Origin of the sequence: Staphylococcus argensis (assembly GCF_002902305.1) — a bacterium.
Taxonomy (GTDB): Bacteria; Bacillota; Bacilli; order Staphylococcales; family Staphylococcaceae; genus Staphylococcus; species Staphylococcus argensis.
On the sequence record NZ_PPPX01000001.1, the window covers coordinates 567,655 to 592,111 of the forward strand.

24 protein-coding genes are annotated in these 24,457 nt (G+C 39.3%); 18 read left to right on the forward strand and 6 right to left on the reverse strand.

Translation table 11 applies throughout. From position 1 onward, the window contains the following. From CD039_RS02855 to auxB, 12 genes are all read left to right on the forward strand, one after another. Nucleotides 1-373 (forward strand): YkyA family protein (locus CD039_RS02855; protein ID WP_206169767.1); only part of this gene is annotated, 373 nt, incomplete at its 5' end. Nucleotides 374-654: 281 nt separating this feature from the next. Next, nucleotides 655-1,767 (forward strand): pyruvate dehydrogenase (acetyl-transferring) E1 component subunit alpha, encoded by a 1,113-nt coding sequence (pdhA, locus tag CD039_RS02860; protein WP_002471907.1) that lies wholly within the window; start codon nt 655-657, stop codon nt 1,765-1,767. Nucleotides 1,768-1,770: 3 nt separating this feature from the next. Beyond that, entirely contained in the window at nt 1,771-2,748 is a 978-nt protein-coding gene (locus CD039_RS02865; RefSeq protein ID WP_103371039.1) for an alpha-ketoacid dehydrogenase subunit beta, read from the forward strand. A 148-nt stretch (nt 2,749-2,896) separates the two neighbouring features. Further along, nucleotides 2,897-4,210 carry a dihydrolipoamide acetyltransferase family protein gene (locus CD039_RS02870; RefSeq protein WP_103371040.1) on the forward strand — a complete coding sequence of 438 codons (1,314 nt, stop codon included), beginning with the start codon at nt 2,897-2,899 and terminating at the stop codon, nt 4,208-4,210. A 3-nt stretch (nt 4,211-4,213) separates the two neighbouring features. After that, nucleotides 4,214-5,620, forward strand: a complete 1,407-nt coding sequence (gene lpdA / locus CD039_RS02875) for a dihydrolipoyl dehydrogenase (RefSeq protein ID WP_103371041.1) — start codon at nt 4,214-4,216, stop codon at nt 5,618-5,620. Nucleotides 5,621-5,804: 184 nt separating this feature from the next. Further along, on the forward strand, nt 5,805-6,077 hold the full coding sequence (locus tag CD039_RS02880) for a UPF0223 family protein (protein ID WP_103371042.1): 273 nt from the start codon (nt 5,805-5,807) through the stop codon (nt 6,075-6,077). A 114-nt stretch (nt 6,078-6,191) separates the two neighbouring features. Next, nucleotides 6,192-6,728, forward strand: coding sequence for a helix-turn-helix domain-containing protein (locus tag CD039_RS02885; RefSeq protein WP_103371043.1), 537 nt, complete (start codon nt 6,192-6,194; stop codon nt 6,726-6,728). Nucleotides 6,729-6,738: 10 nt separating this feature from the next. Next, the gene (locus tag CD039_RS02890) at nt 6,739-7,839 is read left to right on the forward strand and encodes an ABC transporter ATP-binding protein (RefSeq protein WP_390612068.1); all 1,101 of its coding nucleotides are present in this window, start codon (nt 6,739-6,741) and stop codon (nt 7,837-7,839) included. A 34-nt stretch (nt 7,840-7,873) separates the two neighbouring features. Next, nucleotides 7,874-8,626, forward strand: a complete 753-nt coding sequence (locus CD039_RS02895) for an ABC transporter permease (protein WP_240595068.1) — start codon at nt 7,874-7,876, stop codon at nt 8,624-8,626. A 5-nt stretch (nt 8,627-8,631) separates the two neighbouring features. Then, nucleotides 8,632-9,438 carry an ABC transporter permease gene (locus CD039_RS02900; protein WP_103371045.1) on the forward strand — a complete coding sequence of 269 codons (807 nt, stop codon included), beginning with the start codon at nt 8,632-8,634 and terminating at the stop codon, nt 9,436-9,438. Continuing rightward, entirely contained in the window at nt 9,435-10,505 is a 1,071-nt protein-coding gene (locus tag CD039_RS02905; protein WP_103371046.1) for an ABC transporter substrate-binding protein, read from the forward strand. The genes CD039_RS02900 and CD039_RS02905 overlap by 4 nt, the downstream gene beginning before the upstream one ends. Before the next feature lie 260 nt (nt 10,506-10,765). Further along, nucleotides 10,766-11,851, forward strand: a complete 1,086-nt coding sequence (auxB, locus tag CD039_RS02910; RefSeq protein ID WP_103371047.1) for a lipoteichoic acid stability factor AuxB — start codon at nt 10,766-10,768, stop codon at nt 11,849-11,851. A gap of 106 nt (nt 11,852-11,957) precedes the next feature. Here the strand turns inward: auxB and CD039_RS02915 are convergent, their stop codons facing one another. Next, nucleotides 11,958-13,298: an Nramp family divalent metal transporter gene (locus tag CD039_RS02915; RefSeq protein WP_103371048.1), complete on the reverse strand. Its 1,341-nt coding sequence runs from the start codon at nt 13,296-13,298 to the stop codon at nt 11,958-11,960. A gap of 249 nt (nt 13,299-13,547) precedes the next feature. On the opposite strand from CD039_RS02915, the gene CD039_RS02920 reads away from it, so the two are divergent. After that, the gene (locus tag CD039_RS02920; RefSeq protein ID WP_103371049.1) at nt 13,548-14,042 is read left to right on the forward strand and encodes a DUF4064 domain-containing protein; all 495 of its coding nucleotides are present in this window, start codon (nt 13,548-13,550) and stop codon (nt 14,040-14,042) included. Nucleotides 14,043-14,142: 100 nt separating this feature from the next. Here CD039_RS02920 and CD039_RS02925 read toward each other — a convergent pair whose 3' ends face one another. Continuing rightward, nucleotides 14,143-14,754 carry a YktB family protein gene (locus tag CD039_RS02925; RefSeq protein ID WP_103371050.1) on the reverse strand — a complete coding sequence of 204 codons (612 nt, stop codon included), beginning with the start codon at nt 14,752-14,754 and terminating at the stop codon, nt 14,143-14,145. A gap of 206 nt (nt 14,755-14,960) precedes the next feature. On the opposite strand from CD039_RS02925, the gene CD039_RS02930 reads away from it, so the two are divergent. Further along, the gene (locus CD039_RS02930; RefSeq protein ID WP_103371051.1) at nt 14,961-15,779 is read left to right on the forward strand and encodes an inositol monophosphatase family protein; all 819 of its coding nucleotides are present in this window, start codon (nt 14,961-14,963) and stop codon (nt 15,777-15,779) included. A 155-nt stretch (nt 15,780-15,934) separates the two neighbouring features. Here CD039_RS02930 and CD039_RS02935 read toward each other — a convergent pair whose 3' ends face one another. Further along, entirely contained in the window at nt 15,935-16,135 is a 201-nt protein-coding gene (locus tag CD039_RS02935; protein ID WP_002471888.1) for a DUF5325 family protein, read from the reverse strand. A 98-nt stretch (nt 16,136-16,233) separates the two neighbouring features. Between CD039_RS02935 and typA the strand changes: the two genes are divergently transcribed. Then, a complete protein-coding gene (gene typA, locus CD039_RS02940; RefSeq protein ID WP_002471876.1) occupies nt 16,234-18,081 on the forward strand; it encodes a translational GTPase TypA in 1,848 nt (615 codons plus the stop codon). Between the two features lie 156 nt (nt 18,082-18,237). Here the strand turns inward: typA and CD039_RS02945 are convergent, their stop codons facing one another. Together CD039_RS02945 and CD039_RS02950 are read right to left on the reverse strand one after the other, a co-directional pair. Next, nucleotides 18,238-18,411, reverse strand: a complete 174-nt coding sequence (locus CD039_RS02945) for a DUF2197 domain-containing protein (protein WP_103371052.1) — start codon at nt 18,409-18,411, stop codon at nt 18,238-18,240. Nucleotides 18,412-18,415: 4 nt separating this feature from the next. Continuing rightward, nucleotides 18,416-18,898 (reverse strand): hypothetical protein, encoded by a 483-nt coding sequence (locus CD039_RS02950; protein WP_103371053.1) that lies wholly within the window; start codon nt 18,896-18,898, stop codon nt 18,416-18,418. A 585-nt stretch (nt 18,899-19,483) separates the two neighbouring features. Between CD039_RS02950 and CD039_RS02955 the strand changes: the two genes are divergently transcribed. Next, nucleotides 19,484-19,759 (forward strand): Fpa/YlaN family protein, encoded by a 276-nt coding sequence (locus CD039_RS02955; RefSeq protein ID WP_002472897.1) that lies wholly within the window; start codon nt 19,484-19,486, stop codon nt 19,757-19,759. Between the two features lie 472 nt (nt 19,760-20,231). Continuing rightward, complete coding sequence (ftsW, locus tag CD039_RS02960; protein WP_103371054.1) at nt 20,232-21,467, forward strand: cell division peptidoglycan polymerase FtsW; 1,236 nt, start codon at nt 20,232-20,234, stop codon at nt 21,465-21,467. A 98-nt stretch (nt 21,468-21,565) separates the two neighbouring features. Here ftsW and CD039_RS02965 read toward each other — a convergent pair whose 3' ends face one another. Beyond that, a complete protein-coding gene (locus CD039_RS02965; RefSeq protein WP_103371055.1) occupies nt 21,566-22,474 on the reverse strand; it encodes a COX15/CtaA family protein in 909 nt (302 codons plus the stop codon). Between the two features lie 1,014 nt (nt 22,475-23,488). Between CD039_RS02965 and cyoE the strand changes: the two genes are divergently transcribed. Next, nucleotides 23,489-24,400: a heme o synthase gene (gene cyoE, locus CD039_RS02970; RefSeq protein WP_103371056.1), complete on the forward strand. Its 912-nt coding sequence runs from the start codon at nt 23,489-23,491 to the stop codon at nt 24,398-24,400. Nucleotides 24,401-24,457: the final 57 nt, after the last annotated feature.

Genomic DNA, 24,457 nt, shown 5'->3' on the forward strand with positions numbered 1-24,457 from the left:
TAAACAACAAGACACTTTTAAACAAGAAACAAAAGCGATGAAAGATTCTAAAGATGAATATCATAAAGCCCACAAACACATCAAAAACATCGAGAACGACAAGCGTCGCGATGCGATTAAGAAATGGGATAAAGCCCTCGACAAAAAATACAAAGCGTTCGACGACTACGCTGATAAATATAATGACGCTTTGAAGAAAGAGAAAGAAAAGTTTAACTATGTGCTCAAAGATGACCCAGATCAAAAAGTCATCGATAAAAAGAATAAGGAAGTCAACGATGCCTACAAAAAAGTATCTGACGGGTCTAAAAAATATCAAGATGCAATGAAGAAAGCAGACGAACAAAAACAAAACGCAGAAACATTACAATAAAAGTGTGCAATTGATGAAAAATATAACTTATTGAGTAATAAAATAAATATAATATAGTACGTTTATGTTGTATGCGCTTTCCTAAATGGGTTAAACTATATTTATACATCAATAAACATACTAGTACAGTTGAAGAAATGCTATTAGTACAGCTGTGATTCTGTACCTGTGTGCGTTGATACAGAACATTTTATATTTAGTTAACAGTATATTCTTATTATGGTACAATAGTAGTGGATTAAAAAGAATATCTATTATACGGGAAAGGTATGGTGAATTGAATGGCTCCTAAGTTAAAAGCCCAATTCGACGCAGAGAAAGTATTGCAAGATACTCAATCTCAATTTGAAATGGTCCAAGTATTGGACATGGATGGAAACGTTGTTAATGAAGACTTAGTACCTGACTTATCAGATGACGAACTCGTTGAGTTGATGAGCAGAATGGTTTGGACGCGTATCCTTGACCAACGTTCTATCTCTTTAAACAGACAAGGACGTTTAGGTTTCTACGCACCAACTGCAGGTCAAGAAGCATCACAACTTGCTTCACAATTTGCACTTGAACAAGAAGACTTTATCCTACCAGGTTATCGTGATGTACCACAATTAATCTGGCACGGTTTACCATTAACTGAAGCATTCTTATTCTCACGAGGACACTTCAAAGGTAACCATATGCCTGAAGGTGTTAACGCATTGAGTCCGCAAATTATCATCGGTGCTCAATACGTTCAAACAGCGGGTGTCGCTTTAGGTATTAAGAAACGTGGTAAGAAAGCTGTAGCAATCACTTACACAGGTGACGGCGGTTCATCTCAAGGTGACTTCTACGAAGGTATTAACTTTGCATCTGCTTACAAAGCACCTGCAATCTTCGTAATTCAAAACAACAACTACGCGATCTCAACTCCACGTAGTAAACAAACAGCGGCTGCAACACTTGCTCAAAAAGGTATTGCGGTAGGTATTCCATCTATCCAAGTTGACGGTATGGATGCATTAGCTGTATATCAAGCAACGAAAGAAGCGCGTGAACGTGCAATTAACGGTGAAGGACCTTCATTAATTGAAACAATGACTTATCGTTATGGTCCACATACTATGGCGGGTGACGATCCTACTAAATACAGAACTTCTGATGAAGACTCTGAATGGGAGAAAAAAGATCCACTCGTACGTTTCAGAAAGTATCTTGAAAATAAAGGCTTATGGTCTGAAGATAAAGAGAACGAAGTCATTGAAACTGCTAAATCAGAAATTAAAGCTGCGATTAAAGAAGCAGACAATACACCTAAACAAAAAGTTACTGATCTTATGGACATCATGTATGAAGATATGCCTCAACACTTAGCAGAACAATATGAAATCTATAAAGAGAAGGAGTCGAAGTAACCCATGGCACAAATGACAATGGTTCAAGCGATTAATAACGCGCTTAAAACTGAATTACAAAACGACGAAGATGTTTTAATTTTCGGTGAAGACGTCGGTGTTAACGGTGGTGTATTCCGTGTAACTGAAGGGTTACAGAAAGAATTCGGTGAAGATCGTGTATTTGATACACCATTAGCGGAATCTGGTATCGGCGGTTTAGCTTTAGGTTTATCGACTCAAGGCTTCCGTCCGGTTATGGAAATCCAATTCTTAGGTTTCGTATTTGAAGTGTTTGATGAGGTTGCAGGTCAAATCGCTCGTACGCGTTTCCGTGCAGGCGGTTCTAAAGCTGCTCCAATTACAATTCGTACACCATTTGGTGGGGGAGTACATACACCTGAATTGCACGCGGATAACCTTGAAGGTATCTTAGCGCAATCTCCAGGATTACGTGTAGTTATTCCTTCTAACCCATACGATGCTAAAGGGCTACTCATCTCAGCTATCCGTAGCAATGACCCTGTCGTATACTTAGAACACATGAAACTTTACCGTTCATTCCGCGAAGAAGTTCCTGAAGAAGAATACACAGTTGAACTTGATAAAGCGAGCGTTAAACAAGAAGGTAACGATATTACTTTAATCGCATATGGTGCGATGGTTCAGGAGTTTCTTAAAGCAGCTGAAGAGCTTGAAAAAGACGGTTACTCTGTCGAAGTCATTGACTTACGCAGTGTTCAACCGATCGATATCGATACACTTGTAGCTTCTGTTGAAAAAACAGGACGTGCAGTAGTTGTTCAAGAAGCGCAACGTCAAGCTGGTGTAGGTGCTACAGTAGCAGCTGAATTATCAGAAAGAGCAATCCTTTCTCTTGAAGCACCAATCGCTCGTGTAGCAGCAGCTGATACAGTATATCCATTTACTCAAGCTGAGAACGTTTGGCTACCAAACAAGAATGACATCGTAGAACAAGCGAAAGCAACGTTAGAATTCTAATTAAAGTATCATGGTAAAGAGGAGTTAGAAATAATTAAAGATGTTGGCCTATGATAAGGGTTCTAGTGATGATTATTTCGGCTTCATCTTTACTGTTTTTAAGATGATAAGCACAGAATTTATATTGAAACATTAGGAGGACAAGAACGTGGCATTTGAATTTAAACTACCTGATATTGGTGAAGGTATCCATGAAGGTGAAATTGTAAAATGGTTCGTTAAAGCTGGAGACACTATCGAAGAAGATGACGTTCTAGCTGAAGTACAAAATGATAAATCCGTTGTTGAAATTCCATCTCCTGTTGCTGGTACGATTGAAGAAGTATTAGTTGACGAAGGTACAGTAGCAGTAGTAGGCGACACAATCGTTAAGATTGATGCACCTGATGCTGAAGAGATGCAATTCAAAGGCGGAGACCACGACGATTCTGGCAAAGAAGAAGCTTCAGAAAAAGAAACGCAAAGCCAAGAAGAATCTACTTCTGAACAATCAGAATCAGCGGCATCTACTTCATCTGAAGAAGTGGATGAGAACAAACGCGTTAAAGCAATGCCATCTGTACGTAAATATGCACGTGAAAATGGCGTAAATATTAAAGCAGTTAATGGTACAGGTAAACATGGACGTATTCTCAAAGAAGACGTTGATGCATATCTTAACGGTGATGCTTCAGCAGCATCAGGTGAAGAAGTGGCTGCTACAGAAGCACCTGCAGCAAGTGCATCTGTACAATCAGCACCTGTATCAACTGAAGGTGACTTCCCAGAAACTACTGAGAACATCCCAGCTATGCGTAAAGCAATTGCGAAAGCGATGGTTAATTCTAAACATACGGCACCACACGTAACATTGATGGACGAAATCGATGTACAACAATTATGGGATCACCGTAAGAAATTCAAAGAAATCGCTGCAGAACAAGGTACTAAGTTAACATTCTTACCTTACGTTGTTAAAGCACTTGTTTCAGCATTGAAAAAATATCCAGCACTTAACACTTCATTCAACGAAGAAGAAGGTACGATTACTCATAAACACTACTGGAACATCGGTATTGCAGCAGATACTGAACGTGGATTACTCGTTCCAGTTGTGAAACATGCTGATCGTAAATCTATCTTCGAAATCTCTGATGAAATCAATGAACTTGCAGTTAAAGCCAGAGATGGTAAACTAACATCAGAAGAAATGAAAGGTGCTACTTGCACAATCAGTAACATTGGTTCTGCAGGTGGACAATGGTTTACACCAGTAATCAACCATCCTGAGGTTGCGATCTTAGGTATCGGTCGTATTGCTCAAAAACCAATTGTGAAAGATGGAGAAATCATAGCTGCACCAGTTCTAGCATTATCATTAAGCTTTGATCACAGACAAATTGATGGTGCAACAGGTCAAAACGCTATGAATCACATCAAACGCTTATTAAATAATCCAGAATTATTATTAATGGAGGGGTAAAACATGGTAGTTGGAGATTTTCCAATTGAAACAGACACTATAGTTATCGGAGCAGGCCCAGGGGGTTACGTAGCTGCTATTCGCGCGGCTCAATTAGGCCAAAAGGTAACAATCGTTGAGAAAGGCAACTTAGGTGGTGTGTGCTTAAACGTTGGTTGTATTCCATCTAAAGCATTATTACACGTTTCTCACCGTTTTGAAGAAGCTCAAAGCTCTGAAAATCTTGGTGTAGTTGCTGAAAACGTTCAACTTAAATTTGATCAAGTACAAGAGTTCAAAAACTCTGTAGTAAATAAATTAACAGGCGGCGTTGAAGGCTTACTTAAAGGTAATAAAGTTGAAATTGTTAAAGGTGAAGCTTACTTCGTAGATAACAATAGCTTACGTGTTATGGACGAAAAATCAGCTCAAACTTACAACTTCAAAAATGCGATCATCGCAACAGGTTCTAGACCAATCGAAATTCCAAACTTCGAATTTGGTGAACGCGTTATCGACTCAACTGGTGCGTTAAACCTTAAAGAAGCACCTAAGAAATTAGTTGTTGTAGGTGGCGGTTACATCGGTTCAGAATTAAGTACAGCATACGCTAACTTCGGTACTGACGTAACTATCCTTGAAGGTGCGAAAGACATCTTAGGTGGATTCGAGAAACAAATGACTCAACCTGTTAAAAAAGGTATGAAAGAAAAAGGTATAGAAATCATCACTGAAGCAATGGCGAAATCAGCTGAAGAAACTGAAGACGGCGTGAAAGTAACTTACGAAGCTAAAGGTGAAGAACAAACAATCGAAGCAGACTACGTATTAGTTACTGTAGGTCGTCGTCCAAACACTGACGAATTAGGTCTTGAAGAATTAGGACTTAAATTCGGTGAACGTGGTTTATTAGAAGTTGACAAACAAAGTCGTACTTCTATCGACAACATCTACGCTATCGGTGACATCGTACCAGGACTTGCACTTGCACACAAAGCAAGCTACGAAGGTAAAGTAGCAGCTGAAGCTATCGATGGACAAGCTGCAGAAGTAGACTACATCGGTATGCCAGCTGTAGCATTCACTGATCCTGAATTAGCTCAAGTAGGCTACACTGAAGCGCAAGCTAAAGAAAAAGGCTTAGATTACAAAGCATCTAAATTCCCTTACGCTGCTAACGGCCGTGCATTATCATTAGACGATACTACTGGTTTCGTTAAATTAATCACACTTAAAGAAGATAACACAGTTATCGGTGCTCAAGTAGCAGGTACAGGTGCTTCAGATGTTATTTCTGAACTTGGCTTAGCTATCGAAGCAGGTATGAATGCTGAAGACTTAGCATTAACAGTACATGCTCACCCAACTTTAGGTGAAATGTCTATGGAAACTGCTGAGAAAGCATTAGGTTTACCAATCCACACTATGTAATTGAGTAGAAATTTGATTTAACTTCATTGTGAGTTGAACGATTTCTCTAATAGTTATAAAATAGCTGTCTAAGCGCTTAAAGTTTTATCAACTTTAAGCGTCTAGATTGTCTCGAAGGGCAGGACAATGAAATCATGTCGATTTCTGTCCTGCTCTTTTCATGTAGAAAGGAGTATGAATAAAGATGGAATATCATTATCCTATTGATTTAGATTGGTCGAATGATGAAATGATGGATGTGATCGCCTTTTTCAACCAAATTGAAGCATATTATGAATCTCATGTAAAAAGCGATCAAGTCATCGAGCACTACAAACGTTTTAAAAACGTTGTACCAAGCAAAGCAGAAGAGAAACAAATCTTTAAAACCTTTGAAAAAGCAAGCGGCTACAACAGTTATAAAGTCGTACAATTGGCGAAGAGTGAACCGGGTACAACAATTTCTCATTCATCATAAAATAGTTCTTGCTATTGAAGCTATATTTTGGTACTTTTATTAAGCAATAAACAAAAAGTTTAGTAAAAGTAAACAAAGTATAGCTTTTAATTTATGGATTGAAAAGGTGACACTATGGACATCGGGCAACGTTTAAAAACTTTAAGACAAATCAAAGGTCTAACGCAAGAAGAATTAGCTGAACGTACAGATTTATCAAAGGGTTACATTAGTCAAATTGAGAGTGGTTATGCTTCTCCAAGTATGGATACCTTTCTATCGATTCTTGAAGTGATGAATACGGATCCGAGTACATTTTTCAAAAAACAAAGTGAAACACGCGTACTTTATAAGGCAGACCAACAGCACTGCTATGACGAGTACGATGAAGGTTACGTCTTGAATTGGCTGGTCAATCAGTCACATGACTTTGAGATGGATCCGCTAAAGATAACACTACGTCCACATGCCAAGTACAAAGCGTTTGCACCATCGAATTCTGAAACATTCGTTTATTGCTTGAAAGGTCAGATACAACTTCAATTAGGGAGTTCGGAATATATAGCAGAGACAGGAGATGCGCTCTACTTCAAAGCGAATCAATCCCATTGCTTATCGAATCCAAGTGAAGTAGAAACTGAAATCATGGTCGTAACGACATCGACGAGTTAGGAGGAAAGTGATGGCACTCTTGTCTTTTCATAATGTGAGTAAACAATATCAAGATACAACAGTGCTTGATGAGATTAATTTAGATATTGAAGCAGGACATTTCTATACTTTGCTTGGGCCCTCAGGCTGTGGTAAGACGACGATACTAAAGCTGATTGCCGGGTTTGAGTATGCTGATAGCGGTCAAGTTATGTATCAAGGCCACGATTTGCAAGCCGTGCCCGCCAACCAACGACAAGTTAACACGGTCTTTCAAGACTACGCGCTCTTTCCACACTTGAACGTGTTTGACAATATTGCCTTTGGTTTGAAATTGAAAAAGCTGAGTCGTGCCCAGATTAAAGCCAAGGTTACAGAAGCGTTACAACTCGTGAAATTGAGCGGCTATGAGACACGTCGAATTGAGGAAATGAGTGGAGGCCAACGTCAGCGTGTGGCCATTGCTCGAGCTATCGTCAACGAGCCTGAAATCTTGCTGCTCGACGAATCACTTTCAGCACTCGATTTAAAATTACGCACAGAAATGCAGTATGAATTACGTGAACTGCAATCGCGATTAGGCATCACGTTTATCTTCGTCACTCACGATCAAGAGGAAGCGTTGGCATTGAGCGATTACATCTTTGTGTTGAAAGATGGTAAGATTCAGCAATTTGGTACGCCGAATGATATTTATGATGAACCTGTCAATCGCTTCGTCGCTGACTTCATCGGTGAATCGAATATTATTGAAGGTACTATGGTGGAAGATTTCAAGGTGAATATTTATGGTCAAGACTTCGAGTGTGTGGATCAAGGTATTCCATCAGGGCAAGAAGTTGAAGTGGTGATTCGACCTGAGGATATTTCGCTCGTTTCTCAACAGAGCGGATTATTTGAAGTAACGGTGGACTCTAAATTATTTAGAGGTGTTCACTATGAGCTGATTTGCCGAGATCAACGTGGTTACGAATGGATCATTCACTCGACTCAAAGTACTGAAGTCGGCGAGGTCGTAGGATTATATTTTGACCCTGAAGCCATTCACATCATGGTACCAGGCGAAACAGAAGCAGAGTTTGATCAACGTATTGAAAGTTATGAGGACACGGCAAATGACAAGACTGAATAAACTATTATTAGTCCCATACGTATTATGACTTGCTATATTTATTATTATTCCTATATTACTGTTGATTTATTTTTCGCTCACGGATAGCGCAGGCCACTGGAGTTTAAGTAACTATCACCAAATCATGAGTTGGCAATACGTAAAGATGTTTAGCGAGTCAATGATTTACGCTTTCATTATCACACTCTTTACGCTGCTCGTGAGTTATCCAGCTGCCTACTATGTGGCACAATCACAGCATCAACAAATGTTGCTCCTCATCTTAATCGTGCCAACATGGATCAATTTACTACTCAAGACCTATGCATTTATCGGGATCTTCAGTCATGATGGTATTATTAATCGCATTTTACATGCTGTTCATCTTCCTGAGTTGAATATCCTGTTCACTGGTCCAGCGTTTGTGATTGTAGCGGTTTATATCTACATCCCTTTTATGATCTTACCTATCTTCAATAGCTTGCGTGACATACCACACCAATTGATACAGGCGGCGAATGATTTAGGCGCTACATCTTGGATTACATTTCGTAAGGTCATTTTTCCTTTGAGTTTAAAAGGCGTGATGACAGGCGTTCAAGTTACCTTTATACCTGCACTATCGCTATTTATGATTACACGACTCATTGCAGGAAACAAAGTGATCAACATTGGTACAGCGATTGAGGAACAATTTTTAGTCATACAGAATTATGGACTTGGGTCTGCGATCGCGCTTGTACTCGTCATCTTTATGGTGTTCGTACTTATCGTGACACAAATGATACAACATGAGGGAAGAGGGTGAACAGAATGCGTTGGCAAGGCAAAGTATATTTGACATGTCTCATTCTCTTTCTGTACTTTCCAATCATCTTCTTGATGATTTATTCATTTAATAGCGCGAACAATATGATTGAATTTAAAGGCTTTACGCTCGACCACTATGCATCTTTGTTCTCAAATGTGCATCTGATGAGTGTGATGCTCAATACTGTTAGTGTCGCGTTGTTAGCGGCAGCTATTGCGACGGTGATCGGAACATTCGGAGCGATAGGTGTCTACCATTTGCGACAACGAAAGATTAAGACGACAATAACCGCTTTGAATAACGTACTGATGGTATCATCAGACGTCGTTATTGGTGCGTCATTTTTAATCATGTTTATCGCTATAGGTCAGGTCACGGGTTTCGGACTCGGCTTTACTACAGTGCTCATTTCTCATATCGCTTTCTGTATACCGATTGTCTTTATTCTCGTATTGCCACAGCTTTATGACATGAATCACAATATCTTGAATGCGGCTCGAGACCTTGGTGCGACAGAAGGACAAGTGTTGAGTAAGGTATTGTTGCCACAACTTACACCTGCAATTATCGGCGGTTTCTTTATGGCTTTGACCTACTCACTCGATGATTTCACTGTGAGTTTCTTTGTTACTGGAAACGGCTTTAGTGTTCTTTCCGTAGAGGTTTATGCCATGGCTCGTAAAGGTATTAGTATGGAAATTAATGCTATCTCAACCCTGATCTTCCTCTTCATCATGCTTGGCATAGCAGGTTATTATATTTTAAAAAGACGTTCTAACAAGTCGAGAAAGCGAGGGCTACCATCATGATGAGATTAATACAATGGGTTGGTGGAGCGATCATTATTGGCATACTTGCCCTCGTCATCAGTCATCAATTGACGGCGCAGAAATCAAAGCACCAAGAGAAAGTTTATATTTATAACTGGGGAGAATATATTGACCCAAGTTTAATCAAACAATTTGAGAAACAAACCGGTATCAAAGTAATTTATGAAACTTTCGATTCCAATGAAGCGATGGAAGCAAAGATACGTAATGGGGGTACGCATTATGATGTTGCCTTTCCGAGTGAGTATACGGTAGAAAAACTAAAGAAAGAACATATGCTGTTACCACTCGATCATCAGAAATTACCACATTATAAAAATCTAGATTCTGCCTATTTAAATCAAGATTTTGACCCTCAAAACCGTTATTCTATCCCGTATTTCTTTGGCACAGTCGGCATATTATATAATAAAGATCACTATCCTAACATCAAGTTTGATTCTTGGAAAGATTTAACGCGCCCTGAATTGAAGAACGACGTATTATTGGTAGATGGTGCGCGAGAAGTGATAGGTTTGTCTTTGAATCGTTATGGTTATAGTCTAAATGATACATCCGAAACGCATCTTAATCGTGCGCAGAATTTCCTTGATGAGTTGAAACCTCAAGTTAAAGGTGTCGTAGGGGATGAAGTAACGATGATGATGACGCAACACGAAGCGAATGTAGCAGTGGTTTGGAGTGGTGTGGCAACACCGATCGTTCAAGAACATCCTGAGTTTGAATATGTGATTCCTAAAGAGGGCTCTAACGTGTGGATTGATAACATTGTTATACCCAAAACAGCGCAGAATAAAGAAGCGGCGTATCGCTTTATAGACTTTTTACTAGAAGCACGTAACAGTAAACAGAATACGGAATGGGTAGGGTACGCAACGCCGAATAAAGCAGCGCGGGCTCAGTTGCCAGCTGAAATAAAGAATGATACACGCTTTTATCCTACTCAGAAGCAACAACGTCAGTTAGAAGTTTATCGTGATTTAGGTTCGCAGCATTTGAGTGAGTATAATGAACGATTCTTAAACTTTAAGATGGGATTGCAGTAAAGTATAATAAGATTGATTAAATATGTGTGAGTAGTTATTTAATCGTGAATTAGATATAATGAGACGAAAAGAAATGAATACACAAATATAATAGAACTTAATTACATATAGATGGCACCGACGCTTTCAAGTTGATAAGCTGTAAATGATTGAAGATGCAGCGCACTTTCTGAAGGCGTCGATGATGATTTGAGATTAACGCTCGATGATGATGATGTCCATCCTGTGTAATTCAACAAGACATATAAGGAGCTGTTAGTATGTCAGATGAGCAATTTACTCAAATAAGAAAGCCGGTCAATCGTGTAGCTGAAAAGGTCTTAGGCTGGTTGAACTGGATATTCCTCTTATTGCTTACTGTTATCATGATGTTTATCGCGCTCGTTTCGTTTAGTAGTGATACATCGATTCAGAAGTTAGAGGGGTCGTTAAATAATAATGATTTAGCCCAACAAATCTTTTCAAACTTGGATTGGAATACGACGCAGTTTGTTATTTGGCTACAGAATGGTATTTGGGCAATCATCGTTTACTTTATCGTATGCTTGCTTATTTCATTCTTAGCATTGATTTCGATGAATATTCGCATATTATCAGGTATCTTATTCTTTATCGCGTCCATTATAACTTTACCGCTCGTATTGTTAATGGTGACGTTAATTATTCCAATTCTGTTCTTCATCGTTTCAATTATGATGTTTCCACGTAAGGATAAGTTTGAGTATGCGACATCTTATCGTCCTGATTATGGTCAGCCATTTTACGATGAGGGGCCAAGCCCTAGACCGCAACCTCAAGAGCCTGCACAACCGCACTATTCACAACCTGAAGCGGAAACGCAACCGCGTCAAGATGAATCACTCAGACGTGGCGGTTATATCCCGAGCGACTATGAGACGCCTGCCTCTGAGGAAGAGCCAGAAGTATTGTCGCGTCAAGATAAGTACAACTATAAGAAGAAGTACAAAGCGGATGACTTTGAACAGCCGAAGAGTGACCAATCTGCGACGGATGATTGGGTAGACGATGGTCAATGGTTGTCACGTGAGGAAGCATTTAGACAACAAGAAGAAGAGCGTCAACGTGAGCGTGAAGAAGCGCAAGCACGTAAGCAAGAACAGGCGGAAGAAGCTGCGCGCTTGAAACAACAGAAGAAAGAAGAGAAAGCACAAGCACGCCAAGAGAAGAAAGAACGTAAGAAACGTTTGAAAGAAAAACGCAAAGAGCAACCGAGTGCGGTCAATCAACGTCGTATGAACTATGAAGAACGACGCAAAGTGATTGAACAACAACATGAAAGTGACGCTCAAGTTTCTGAGAACGATTCAACAAAACATCAGAAATAAGTATATGGAAAGTGGAAGAGCAGTTGTCTTTCCACTTTTATGTATAGAAGAAGCGCGTTGAAAGCATACCGTTATGTATATGCTCTCAGCGCGCTTTAAATTTCGCTTATAATTCTTGGAACGTCTCGATAATGAGATAAATATTTAAGATACTTAAGATAATAATCAATGCCCAGGATATAATGTTAACCCACATTTTATTCTTGAAGCGCCCCATCATTTTACTATTATTGGTAGCAAGTTGAAGTGGGATTAACGAGAATGGCAAGGCGATACTCAGAAAGACTTGTGAGAACACGAGTAGCTCTTCCATCTTAGATTCACTGCCTTTATAAATGATGAGACAGAGAATAATTGGAAGGATAGCTAAGCCGCGGGTGATCAAACGACGTGCCCAGTTAGGCAGACGTAAATGAATAAAGCCTTCCATCACTATTTGTCCAGCAATCGTACCTGTAATCGTTGAGTTCTGACCCGACGCGAGCAAGGCTACAGCAAAGAGTGTACTCATGACGCCACCTAAAGTCGCACCGAGTAGTGGTTGATTCTGCAACGCGTGGTATAAGTCATAGAAACCACCGAGTTTATCACTATCGACGCCGTAGAACAATGCCGCACCTAACACGAGCAACAAGCAGTTGATGACGAAAGCGATGATGAGTTGAATGTTGGAATCCATCGTCGCATATTTAATTGCTTGTGCTTTGCTTTCTGTACTATTGCGATCATACATTCTTGATTGCACGATAGATGAATGTAGATATAAGTTGTGTGGCATAATCGTCGCACCTACAATACCCAATGCGATGAAGAGTATGCTGTGATTAGTGATAATGGATTGACTCGGCAAGAAACCTTCTAGCATCTCATTTACGTGTGGTGATGCGACAAACACTTCAAAGACGAAGATAGCTAATACTGTAAAGATGAGTACGCCGACAATGGCTTCGATCTTACGGAAACCAAAACGCATGATAAAGAGGAGTAAGAACACATCTAACACAGTGATAATCGCACCCACAATTAATGGAATGTGGAAGAGCAAGTCTAGCGCTATGGCACTTCCGATGACCTCGGCAATGTCTGTCGCAATAATAGCGAGTTCGGCAATAATCCAGAAGACAAATGCCATCGGTTTATTGAGATAGCGACGTGTTGCTTGCGCTAGGTCATCACCCGTTGCTATGCCTAATCTCACAGTCATACTTTGTAATAACATGGCTGCGACACTGGAGAGTAAGATTACGAATAGCAATGTATAACCGAATTGTGCGCCACCTTGCATTGAAGTAATCCAGTTACCAGGATCCATATATCCAACTGCCACTAGTAACCCTGGACCTAGATAAGATAATAATTTTTGACTAAACTTTCCATCATGATTTACAGAAACTGTATTATTTATTTCCTCAAGACTTTTGCGAGAGGATTCAGGTTCAGATTTCAATTTAACACCTTCAATCTGTTTATTTTTACATCTATTACCTTAATCGAAATTTAAAGTTAGGTCAACCTAAACTTATGTATAAATTTATTTAAGGCAGTTGCACTCGAATCCCTGTACAATAAGGATAACGACAGGTTTAAGTAAAATGTAAGCATTTTACAGTAAATTATCTTACGAAAATCTATTCCCGAAATTGTCGAAGTTAAAATATTTTTGATACTATAGACATAAGTGTAGAGGAGGAAGAATATGAGCAGAAAAACAGAGAAGATTCTAGCATGGATCGCTAATGGTTTAAGTGCATTGTTTCTCATTATAATGGCTTTATCTTTAGTCTTATTTAGTATTCCTGAAACGAGAGAACAAATAAGTGATGTCATGAAACAACAAGGTCAACAACTTTCAATGGACCAAATCACATTTCAACTTGGTGCGGTTGTCGTAGGTGTACTATTCAGTACCGTATTTGGAATCATTGCGACGCTATTACTTAAGAAGAAACGTGTGTTAAGTGGCATACTCATGATTGCCGTTGCTGTAGTTGGATTCGTTACGAGCAACTACATCGCTGCAATACTTTGGTTAATCGCAGGTATTATGTTGCTATCTAAGAGAGATCCGAAACGTCAACAGCACAGTGGATCATTCGAGGATTCATCTCAAGCGACAAACCGTGCAGAGCAAAGCTTTGATCCAGAACGCGAAATGCAAGAAAGAAAAGAGAAAGACTCTTACATTTATTAAAAAAGACCTCCTTATGATAGAGCTAGGCGTAGTTATTCGTGCCTAACACGCTCACTCATAAGGAGGCTTTCTATTCATATTATTCATTTAAGTCGTTCGCTTATTGATAGAACTTCAATAAATGTTTAAACGTATCTTCTAAGAAATAAAGGAATGCTTGATCTTTCTTCAAACGATAGTCAGATGGATCGAGTGTTCTGGCTACGAACAACTCACCTTTTTTAACATTTTTAACACGATCGATCGCAGCTTGAATCTCTTCATCTGTTAAATCTTTAATGAATTTCTTCTCAGGTTTCATGTGATCCAAACTCAAGCTATAGTCGTCTGGCAATTGCTTGAGATAGTCAAAGTGTTCTTCGAAAGTCTTCACTTTCTCTTCTTTATCTTTACCTTCGTGCATGATACCGTACATGACAAAGAGTTGATCGCGGAACAAGCCGATTTGGAAGTGGGGTTCCATCTTATAGCCGCGCTTGTTTGTCGCAAATGCTACCCACGTATCGCTAGGTGGGTTGACACTTCGACGTGCGTGTTTCGCTACGTGCGCATAGAATGTTTCACCTGTTTCCGTCTCAAGGAATTGTGTGAAGTATTCGCCAAGTTCGCGTAATTGAGGGCGTATATATTTGTCTAACGCTTCCATACGAGCGTCGAGTCCATCGACGTCAAAGACTTTGAAATCGTTAGGTTTAAATGTGTATTGAGTCATCGAATCCTCCTCGTCAACGAGTCTATTTGTAGTTATTGTAGCACAATTCACTGTTTTACTCATGTAAGTGATTTTAACTATAGGTAAAAGGGAAATGGACAAGTGATATGTAATATATTAACGAATTTTAGTTCTCATTTTACAAGTGAGAAATGCGAAAAGATGACACGTAAGTGTAGTATAATGGAGATATGGGAGATGAAACTATGACAGTGTACGAATTTGCTAAGGGATTAATACTTGAAGCGGGGCAACAAATCCGTGAGAAGATGCATGCTTCGATTCAAGTTGAAACGAAATCTAATCCTAATGATTTGGTAACAAATGTAGATAAAGAGACGGAAACGTTTATCTATAATAATATACAAGAGACATATCCAGAGCATCATGTTATTGGTGAAGAAGGTCACGGACATGATTTAGACTCAGTTAAAGGTATGACGTGGGTAATTGATCCGATTGATGGGACGTTAAACTATGTACATCAAGGCGATCACTTTGCGATTTCTATAGGTATTTATGATGGCGGAGAGCCGTATGCTGGCTTTGTGTACGATGTGATGGGAGACAAACTCTATCATGCGAAAGCAGGCGACGGTGCCTTTGTTGATGATAAAGCATTAAGTCAAATCAATCATACCACTTTAAAGACGAGTATCATTGGTATCAATCCGAATTGGTTAGCGAAACCGAAATCCGAAGCGATATTTAAGCAAGTGGTGGCCGATGCGAGAAGTGCACGTGCTTACGGTTCTGCCGCCTTAGAAATCGTTAATGTTGCACTAGGTAAATTGGCAGGATATATGACACCTCGACTCAGTCCATGGGATTATGCAGGTGCCGCGATTATACTTGCTGAAACAGGAGGCAAAGCGACGGATTTACTCGGACAGCCGCTATCGATTCAACAACCAAGCTCAGTCGTGGCAGCTAATCCTCAATTACACGATGAACTGATTACGCACTATTTCTCGCATCATCAAGAAGCGATTCAAGCGTTCCATCAAAGAATACAGAAGTCTTAAACAGAAAGCCGGTCTAGCATTGTATTGAACGCTAAACCGGCTTTTCGCATTGTCATATAACATATGGATGGTGTATCTCATCTAATTGTGCTATGAGATACGCGCTTCTAGATGTGCCCATCTTGATTTATATGAGCTGAATTCTAGCACTTTCGTTAGAACCAGTCATTCTCTCTATATTTCTTCTTGAGTGAGAAACCTACACCAAATGTTGCAATGAATAGTATAAGTGTTAAAATCATGTATGGAATATTTCCAGCACCTATACTGAAGCTAAAGAGGGTAAGAAAGACAATCGCTAGGACAGCGAGTACCCAGAAAATCGCTTTCGATTTTTTCTGTGACTTTTGTTGCATCTGAATCACACCTTTTTGTATTCTTTCATCTATTATATGATATAATAAAAAAGTTGCAATTAAAAGTGGGAATCTACAATAAGAAAGGAAAATATAAAATGACTAATTTAAGAGAAGATGTTCGTAATATTGCTATCATCGCGCACGTCGACCATGGTAAGACCACGATTGTTGATGAATTACTTAAACAATCTGGTATTTTCCGTGAAAATGAACATGTTGATGAACGTGCAATGGACTCCAATGACTTAGAAAGAGAACGCGGTATTACAATCCTTTCTAAGAACACAGCAGTAGATTATAACGGTAATCGTATTAATATATTAGATACACCAGGCCACGCTGATTTTGGTGGCGAAGTAGAACGTATCATGAAAATGGTAGACGGTGTTGTACTTGTTGTCGATGCGTACGAAGGTACAATGCCACAAACACGCTTTGTGTTGAAAAAAGCGTTAGAACAAAACCTTAAACCTGTTGTCGTAATCAACAAGATCGACAAACCAACTGCACGTCCTGAAGCAGTTGTTGATGAAGTACTTGATCTCTTCATCGAACTTGACGCTTCTGAAGAGCAATGTGACTTCCCTGTTGTTTACAGTTCAGCAGTCAACGGTACAGCAAGCCTTGACCCAGAACAACAAGACGATAATATGAAAGCATTATATGAAACAATTATCGACTACGTACCAGCGCCAGTCGACAATAGCGACGAACCACTTCAATTCCAAGTTGCACTTCTCGATTACAACGATTACGTTGGTCGTATCGGTGTCGGTCGTGTGTTTAGAGGAACAATCAAAGTTGGCGACAGCGTATCACTTTTAAAACTCGATGGGTCAGTGAAGAACTTCCGCGTTACGAAACTCTTCGGTTACTTCGGCTTGAACCGTGAAGAAATCGAAGAAGCGAAAGCCGGCGACCTCATCGCTGTATCAGGAATGGAAGATATTAACGTAGGTGAAACGGTAACACCTCAAGATCATCAAGAAGCTTTACCTGTACTCAGAATTGACGAACCTACATTGGAAATGACATTTAAAGTTAACAATTCACCATTCGCTGGTCGTGAAGGTGACTACGTAACTGCGCGTCAAATTCAAGAACGCTTAGATGAGCAACTCGAGACAGACGTCTCACTTAAAGTTACTGAAACCGATTCACCAGATACTTGGATCGTTGCTGGCCGTGGTGAGCTTCACTTATCTATCTTAATCGAAAATATGAGACGTGAAGGCTACGAATTACAAGTGTCTAAACCACAAGTTATCTTACGTGACATTGACGGTGTCACTTGCGAACCATTTGAACGAGTTCAATGTGAGGTGCCATCTGACTACACAGGTGCAGTCATTGAATCTCTAGGTGCACGTAAAGGTGAAATGGAAGACATGATTACGACTGATAACGGTCTTACTCGTTTAATCTTTATGGTACCAGCTCGTGGTATGATTGGTTACACAACTGAATTCATGTCTCAAACACGTGGTTACGGTATCATTAACCATACTTTCGAAGAATTTAGACCACGTATTAAGAGCCGTTTAGGTGGTCGTCGTAATGGTGCGCTCGTATCAATGGATAAAGGTCAAGCAAGCTCTTACGCAATCATCAACCTCGAAGATCGTGGTACGAACTTTATGGAACCAGGTACAGACGTTTATGAAGGTATGATTGTTGGTGAGCATAATCGTGAAAATGACTTAACAGTAAATATCACGAAGACAAAACATCAAACTAACGTACGTTCAGCTACGAAAGACCAAACAGAAACTATGAAACGTCCTCGTATCTTAACGCTTGAAGAAGCACTTCAATTCATCAACGACGATGAGTTAGTTGAAGTGACACCTGAATCTATTCGTATCAGAAAGAAAATACTAGAAAAAGGTGCGCGTGAAAAAGAAGCGAAACGCGTGAAACAAATGATGCAAGACGAAGAATAATAGCTAGAGATTGTTCTAGTGTTAGAGCACTCATCCCGGGAAGTGGGGTGGGTGCTTTTTTAGGATTTGGTGATGTGGGCGTTAGAGAGAGTACATTTTCTATATAAAACAAACGCTCTCACGACCATAGAACAGTCAAGAGAGCGTGTTTACATTTTAGCGATGATTAAATGTTGTTTTCTGACGTCGTTGCTTAGGTGTATCTAGCCGACTTTTACACTCATCACACATAAAGGTATGAATCGGATCGTTACGCAAACGCTTAGCTTCTAGCGTACGTTCATCGATATAAACCTCAGTATCACAAATAATACATGTGACTTTCTTCATTGGCTTATCGCACCTCGATATGTGTGACGTGTTTGATTTGATAGTCGTAACCTTCATCTGGAATGTAGACGAAACTATCTACCATGTTGTCGTCGTAAAGACGTTTACCTTCTTTCGCAAATTGGAAGAAGAGGTAAGGCAAGAGTTCTAGCGGCACATCCACCGACGTCTCTTCGTTAGATAAACGAATGATAGACGCATCTTTCTCTGGCTCTGCATTTTTGAAAAATGGTGTCATATTAATCACGAATGTACCTTCTAGGAAAGAACGACGTTTATATTTAATTTCTGAGTTTAATGTTGGAGGATTTGTTTGCCCCTCTAGAATGGCACGGTTCCATTCACGGTTGTCTTCAAATGCGATAGGTTTAGTTCCTTCAAAGACACCTTTTTCTAAATCTTCAATACGTATTTTGCGATCATCGAAGATCCAAGTTGTGCTATCTAAAGTAATTGGGAATTTAACAGCGCCCGTAATTTGTATCATAATTCCACTCCCTCGATTGATTATTAGTATCGTTATGTATGGCTATATTGAGTACGAATTGCTCAGAGTTATAAAATAGTTGCAATCTATCTTGAAAACGTTACCATACAATTACATCGACATTTACTATTTTGTAATGAGACTGAGATATTAAATGAGCATTGCGTATGGTGTCGATGAAATTAAAAATCGACCTAATTTGTAAGTAGTTATTTCAATGTGGACTCGAGACGCTTGATGGATTAAGACCTCAACGAAAATCCATTCTAGAGCTCTTAGAGCGAGAGGAATTAGTTGAGTGTGGTCCTACGTAGTAGCTGTCTGACTTCGAGATTGCTGTCGCTTTCTCGAACTCTAGTCAGCTTTACGGGGGAAGTACAACGAAATCATAGATTTCTGTACTTCTCCCAAGCAAGCGAGAGTCATAACATTGAAATAATAAGTTATTAAATTAGTCTCAGGCTCTTTCTTATTAATTTTATCACATCTCACAAGTGTAAGCATATTCTTGGAATTGGCTTGCTTTTTACGCAACAGTAAGATAGAATTTGATTTATAAGCTATAAATGATAGGGGGAGTATGTCATGGTAAAGAGCCAGAAGTTGAATAGTGCGGCATATGACCAGTTAAATAAAGATGCGGAAAGAATCTTCCAAATGATTAAAGTTCAAATGGATAATCTTACTTTACCGCAGTGCCCATTATACGAAGAAGTATTAGACACTCAAATGTATGGCTTACAGAAAGAAGTAGACTTTGCAGTTGAACTTGGTTTAGTCGACCGAGAAGAAGGCAAGGATTTAATGCTTCGTTTAGAAAAAGAACTTTCTAAATTACATGAAGCTTTCACAAATGTCTAATAGTTAGTTCGAGTCATGAAACTGCAACTGTGTGAAACTGAGCCAGGGGAATAGCTTGGTATGACACATCGCAGTTCGAATATAGATTGTTAGAGAGAAAGATGTCTTATTCCTCATGTGAAACAGAGTCGAGCTGGATTACATGTTAATAAGACACCCGTATCTATGTCGTATAGCAGTTATACATGATACATAGATGAAAGGTTGCAGACTGAGTTATCACTAGTTGATTCGACTCAGTCTTTTTTTCTTTTCTGCAGTAAAAGTCTTGAACAATCACATAGATTTATTCGAGTCTGACCATAAATATTTGCTATAATATGTGAATAGATGAGTAATGTGTTTAACTTACTCAATCTTATTTACATAGTAGCCTTTTGAAAGAGAAAGATTATGTTTTGTTTAGTGAGATATCAATGCAATACTGCGCTAAACACTGCATTTATTTTGGAGAATTGGATGAGTAAAGCAAATGAATAATTTTAAACAATTTTTACGATACATAGGAAAATATTCTAAATACATAGATTATCCTTTAGTCGTGACCTATGTCATCTTGTGCTTAATCAGCATCATCATGATTTATAGCGCAAGCATGGTAGCTGCGACGAAAGGAACGTTGACCAATGGTACACCTGTAAGCGGCACGTACTTCTATACGCGACAATTGCTATATGTCATTGTCAGTATGGGTCTTGTGTTCTTTATGGCCTTCTTTATGAACGTCAAAGTGTTACAAACACTCAAATTCCAGAAGATCATGATGCTGGTCATGGTAGGTTTACTGGTAGCTACGTTATTGATTGGTAGTAACATCAATGGTTCTAAAAGTTGGATTCATTTAGGCTTTATGAACTTACAAGCCTCAGAATTCTTGAAGATCGCGTTAGTCCTTTACTTGTCGTTTATGATAGAGAAGAAACGACCGCGGGTGTTCAGAGAACCTAAAGTGCTGATGTCTCCACTTATTCTCACAGGCATTTGTGTGGCACTTGTACTTCTACAACGTGACGTAGGTCAAACATTACTTATACTTATGGTTGTCTTTGCAGTTATTCTCTACGCAGGTGTGGGAATAGAGAAGATTCTCAAGTATGGGTTTATTATCTTCTTTGGTATCGTATTAGTAGGTGGTCTCTTCTTACTATTAGGAGCCTTTCCTGATTATTTAGCCGCTCGTTTCAGTACTTTTACCAACCCGTTCAATAGTGAATCGGGTACAGGCTACCACGTCTCTAACTCGCTGCTCGCAATCGGTAATGGTGGACTGTTGGGACGTGGACTCGGTAACAGTGTGCTGAAGCTCGGTTATCTGCCAGAGCCACATACAGACTTTATCTTTGCGATTATCTGTGAAGAGCTTGGTTTAATCGGCGGTTTATTCGTCATTTGCTTACTGTTCTTCATCGTATACAAAGCCTTTGTCTTAGCGAATAAGACGACATCTTACTTCTACAAACTTGTGTGTGTAGGTGTCGCAAGTTACATCGGTAGTCAAACGTTCGTTAACTTAGGTGGTATCTCAGGTACAATTCCATTGACAGGTGTGCCATTGCCGTTCATCAGTTTCGGTGGTTCATCTATGATCAGCTTGAGTATCGCAATGGGTCTTTTACTTATCACGGCTAAACAGATTAAAATTGATGAAGCGCGCAAGAAACAAGCACAGAAACGTCAGCGTAACGTAGATATTCCGCGTCGCTATTAACCATTAAGCAAGAGCTCTATTCGGGCTCTTGCTGTTTTTACGATGTAGAAAAAAGACCTTGAGGTTACGTTCCTCAAGGTCTATATATTATTCTACGGTTAATGTCCACTTCGAATAGTTCTTATCATTAGAACCATGAAGTAGGCGATCAAACCGAAGAGTATTGTGATAATTAAAGCATGTAGTAATGCAATAATCAGATTCACATGTGTAATTACCGATAAAGCACCTGTAATCACTTGTAGAATGATTAATATAAATGCTGCAGTGTAGCCGTAACGAATCGTACGGTTCTCTGAATAATTTTTAATCGCATGGATAAATGTAATCAGAATCCAAATAAATGCGATAATCGCCATACAACGGTGGGTGAAGTTGACCCAATCTATTACACTGTGTGGCAGTGGATCGCTAAATGGAATCGGCCAATCACCATAAGCTAAACTTGCTTTCTTGTGACGGACTAACGCACCTGTGTAAATCGTTAAATAAACGATGCCGGCCATCATCCAAGTTAAGATGCGTAGCGGTTTGTGAATATACAACTCATCCGCATCATACTTTCTATCCACTTCGAAGATAATCAATGTCAGAACAAACACAGATGAGAAGCTGACAAGTGAGATACCAAAGTGCAATGCTAAGACGTAAGCGTTCTGTTGCCAAACGACTGCGGCAGCTCCGATAAGGGCTTGAATCAACAAGAAACCAACACTGATAATACATAATGGCTTAACTTCTTTAATATATCCAATATGGCGCCAAGCAACGATGACCAACCATAATACAAAGATTAAAGACAAGGCACTCACAGCTCGATGGTTTAATTCAATAACCGTTTGAATTGGCATGCTATCAGGGATTAACGCGCCGTGACATAAAGGCCAATCTGTCCCACAACCATCTTCAGATCCCGTCTTCGTGACTAAAGCACCACCAAGTTGGACCCAAGCCATAATGAGTGTCGCTATAATAGATAACCATTTAAGGTTACGCTTTCTAAACAATGTTAAACACCCCATCAAAGAAACTAAGGAATATTCTGTTCCATAGTTTCACCATATTTCTCTTTTATATACCGTTTCTATGTTCTCACTGAACATAATAAAATCTTAGTATTATTATAACAAGGATATGCCTTTAATTTGTGTCTTTATAATGACAAGTTATGCGAGTAAAACATACAGACTTTCAAACTTTGTCAAAAATCATTCTTCTTTGCTCATTTACGGGGAGTAAAATCGCTTCATCAGAATGATTTTTTTCGCGTTTGAAAGTGTCTCTGTTTACTCACTTAGTATGAGGACTTTTAATCCTGCGTCAATGAAAATGGGTTCATTAGTCATTTACGGGTAGTAGCGCAGTAGCTGTCTGCACTCAACATAACTGGCGTTGTGTTGAGTTCTAGTCTGTCTTGCGAAGGAAAGACGACGAAATCAAATAGATTTCTGTCTTTCTCTCCCTTGCTTTACCATTTTCATTTCCTAGTCTTGAAGTGTTTATTTTAACTTGTGGAAAATATAATTTAGTCGAGTATCATTCTTCTTTGCTCATTTACGAGTAGTAAAATCGCTTCATCTGAATGATTTTTTTCGCGTTTGAAAGTGTCTCTGTTTACTCACTTAGTGTGAGGACTTTTAATTCTGCGTCACAGTTTTTCTGACAAGATTAGTCTGATAGTCAGGGAAAGTAACGCAGTAGCTGTCTGCACTTTACAAAACGGATCTCGTGATGAGATCTGATCAGCTTTTTGAAAGAAAGACGAGTACGCTTTAGTCAGATGTAAGACAGGACAACGACGTACAATTCTTCTTTGTCATCAGCCTTTTTAATCAAATTATCTCCCCGCTCCCACACCCTGAAATTGTCGCCACCGATATATAAAGTATGGATTATTTGCGTTTCTATAATAATATTGCAATACTTTGTCGTTTGTCTGTCACAAATTATTGGTTTAGTCTGTAGTCTTTTACCTGAAATTGTAATATCATGGTACTATATGAATAATTAGGAGGGAGATTATGAAACAAGAACAAGCGATGTCTCACACATCAACGCGTGTCAGTCTCAAAGAGCTGAAAGAGATTATCAAGATGGGATTGGTTCAAGGTAATCTGATTCCTGCATTTGCTGGTGCGTGGTTAGCAGTTGTGTTCGCACATCATTCCTTCCTCTCATCTATACCACAAATCTTAATTATGATAGTTGGTTCAACGCTTATCATGGGTGGTTCTTGTGCTTTAAATAACTACTATGACCAAGATATCGATAGTATTATGCCTAGTAAGCAGAAACGACCAACTGTAAATAATAGAATTTCAGATCGAAATTTAATATTACTAAGTTTTGGGATGATGCTTATAGGGGAAGCATTGCTCTTCACACTTAATGTTGCTTCAGGCGTTATCGGCTTAATGGGTATAGTAGGTTATGTGTCTTTCTACTCTATCTGGTCTAAACGTCATACAGTTTGGAATACTGTTATAGGAAGCTTTCCAGGAGCTGTACCGCCACTTATCGGTTGGGCAGCGTTAGAAGGGAATATCAGCCTTACAGCGATTGCACTCTTCTTAGTCGTGTTCTGCTGGCAACCTGTTCACTTCTACGCGTTAGCAATTAAACGCCAAGATGAATACAGCTTAGCGAACATTCCTATGTTACCTTCAGTGAAAGGTTTCAATCGCACTCGCGTAAGCATGTTCTTCTGGTTAGTTTGCCTACTACCATTACCATTCTTGTTTAGTCAATTAGGTACGACGTTTATGGTTCTCGCAACGTTACTCAACTTAGGTTGGTTCTTTGTTGGCTTTACAAGCTTCAAGAAGAATACAGATTATACGAAATGGGCAACGAAGATGTTCATTTATTCATTAAATTACTTGGTTGTATTCTTCGTTCTTACCGTTATCGTCTCATTGATTAAAATGTTTTAATTAAAGATGCTTTAGCGGCGCAATACTGTAAATAAGACTGATTCTAGTAGTCTGAAA

What these genes read in the sequence shown, in the direction of transcription:
- ftsW (WP_103371054.1), top strand. Translation starts at nt 20,232, where the DNA reads ATGAATAATTTTAAACAATTTTTACGATACATAGGAAAATATTCTAAA.
- lpdA (WP_103371041.1), top strand. Translation starts at nt 4,214, where the DNA reads ATGGTAGTTGGAGATTTTCCAATTGAAACAGACACTATAGTTATCGGA.
- CD039_RS02925 (WP_103371050.1), bottom strand. Translation starts at nt 14,754, where the DNA reads ATGACTCAATACACATTTAAACCTAACGATTTCAAAGTCTTTGACGTC.
- auxB (WP_103371047.1), top strand. Translation starts at nt 10,766, where the DNA reads ATGTCAGATGAGCAATTTACTCAAATAAGAAAGCCGGTCAATCGTGTA.
- CD039_RS02935 (WP_002471888.1), bottom strand. Translation starts at nt 16,135, where the DNA reads ATGCAACAAAAGTCACAGAAAAAATCGAAAGCGATTTTCTGGGTACTC.
- typA (WP_002471876.1), top strand. Translation starts at nt 16,234, where the DNA reads ATGACTAATTTAAGAGAAGATGTTCGTAATATTGCTATCATCGCGCAC.
- CD039_RS02885 (WP_103371043.1), top strand. Translation starts at nt 6,192, where the DNA reads ATGGACATCGGGCAACGTTTAAAAACTTTAAGACAAATCAAAGGTCTA.
- CD039_RS02950 (WP_103371053.1), bottom strand. Translation starts at nt 18,898, where the DNA reads ATGATACAAATTACGGGCGCTGTTAAATTCCCAATTACTTTAGATAGC.
- CD039_RS02880 (WP_103371042.1), top strand. Translation starts at nt 5,805, where the DNA reads ATGGAATATCATTATCCTATTGATTTAGATTGGTCGAATGATGAAATG.
- CD039_RS02890 (WP_390612068.1), top strand. Translation starts at nt 6,739, where the DNA reads ATGGCACTCTTGTCTTTTCATAATGTGAGTAAACAATATCAAGATACA.
- CD039_RS02930 (WP_103371051.1), top strand. Translation starts at nt 14,961, where the DNA reads ATGACAGTGTACGAATTTGCTAAGGGATTAATACTTGAAGCGGGGCAA.
- CD039_RS02920 (WP_103371049.1), top strand. Translation starts at nt 13,548, where the DNA reads ATGAGCAGAAAAACAGAGAAGATTCTAGCATGGATCGCTAATGGTTTA.
- CD039_RS02865 (WP_103371039.1), top strand. Translation starts at nt 1,771, where the DNA reads ATGGCACAAATGACAATGGTTCAAGCGATTAATAACGCGCTTAAAACT.
- pdhA (WP_002471907.1), top strand. Translation starts at nt 655, where the DNA reads ATGGCTCCTAAGTTAAAAGCCCAATTCGACGCAGAGAAAGTATTGCAA.
- CD039_RS02945 (WP_103371052.1), bottom strand. Translation starts at nt 18,411, where the DNA reads ATGAAGAAAGTCACATGTATTATTTGTGATACTGAGGTTTATATCGAT.
- CD039_RS02955 (WP_002472897.1), top strand. Translation starts at nt 19,484, where the DNA reads ATGGTAAAGAGCCAGAAGTTGAATAGTGCGGCATATGACCAGTTAAAT.
- CD039_RS02905 (WP_103371046.1), top strand. Translation starts at nt 9,435, where the DNA reads ATGATGAGATTAATACAATGGGTTGGTGGAGCGATCATTATTGGCATA.
- cyoE (WP_103371056.1), top strand. Translation starts at nt 23,489, where the DNA reads ATGAAACAAGAACAAGCGATGTCTCACACATCAACGCGTGTCAGTCTC.
- CD039_RS02900 (WP_103371045.1), top strand. Translation starts at nt 8,632, where the DNA reads ATGCGTTGGCAAGGCAAAGTATATTTGACATGTCTCATTCTCTTTCTG.